Source organism: Thioclava sp. UBA3469, from assembly GCF_002378135.1.
In the GTDB taxonomy this organism is placed as follows: Bacteria; Pseudomonadota; Alphaproteobacteria; order Rhodobacterales; family Rhodobacteraceae; genus Thioclava; species Thioclava sediminum.
The window spans coordinates 50,483-51,568 of the sequence record NZ_DFRG01000132.1; the positions used below are offsets into that span (position 1 = coordinate 50,483).

1 protein-coding gene is annotated in these 1,086 nt (G+C 64.2%); it reads right to left on the minus strand.

Going from position 1 to position 1,086, the window contains the following annotated elements; translation table 11 throughout:
• The coding region (locus tag B3D39_RS10935; RefSeq protein WP_286789678.1) for a class I tRNA ligase family protein at positions 1-1,086 on the minus strand (1,086 nt) is incomplete at both ends.

Consider the following 1,086-nt stretch of genomic DNA (forward strand, 5'->3'; position numbering starts at 1 on the left):
CGGGCAGCCCCAGTAGCGCTGGCGGCTCAGGCCCCAGTCGCGCAGGCGGAACTTGGTCACGCCCTGACCGATGCCGTTTTCCTCACAGAAGGCGATCGCACTCGCGACGCCCTCTTCGCCGGTCTGCACTTCGTCGCCCGCGAAACCACGGATGTAGCGGACTTTCTCGGATTTCAGCGGAACGTATTCGGCCTCGGGATAGTCACCCTCGACCGGCTCGAAGACGGGCGTGATCGGCAGCTCGTATTTCGTCGCGAATTCGAAGTCGCGCGCGTCATGCGCCGGGCAGCCGAAGATGGCGCCCGTGCCGTAATCCATCAAGATGAAGTTCGCGATATAGACCGGGAGTTCCCAGCTCGTGTCGAGCGGGTGGCGGACCTTGATGCCGGTATCCATCCCCAGCTTCTCGGCCGTCTCGATGGCTTCCTCGGTCGTGCCGCCTGCGCGGCATTTCGCGACGAATTCCGCGACCTTGGGATCGTGCCGCTCCAGATGCTTGGCGAGCGGGTGATCGGGCGAGATCGCCGCGAAGCTCGCGCCGCGCAGCGTGTCGGGGCGGGTGGTGTAGACTTCGAGCCGGTCGAAGCCTTCCGGCGCATCGACGGTCGAGAAGGCGAATTGCAGACCGCGCGACTTGCCGATCCAGTTGGCCTGCATCAGGCGCACCTTCTCGGGCCAGTCCTTGAGGTTGTCGAGCGCGTCGAGCAATTCCTCGGCATAGTCGGAGATCTTGAAGAACCACTGCGTCAGCTCGCGGCGTTCGACTTCCGCGCCAGAGCGCCAGCCCTTGCCGTCGATCACCTGCTCATTGGCCAGCACGGTCATGTCGACCGGGTCCCAGTTCACCACCGCGTTCTTGCGATAGACGAGACCGGCCTCGAGCATGTCGATGAACATCGCCTGCTGCTGGCCGTAATAGTCCGGGTCGCAGGTCGCGAATTCGCGCGACCAGTCGATCGAGAGGCCGAGCGGCTTCATCTGGTCCTTCATCACGGCGATGTTGCCGTAGGTCCAGTCCTTCGGATGGCCGTTATTGTCCATCGCGGCGTTCTCGGCGGGCATCCCGAAGGCGTCCCAGCCCATCGG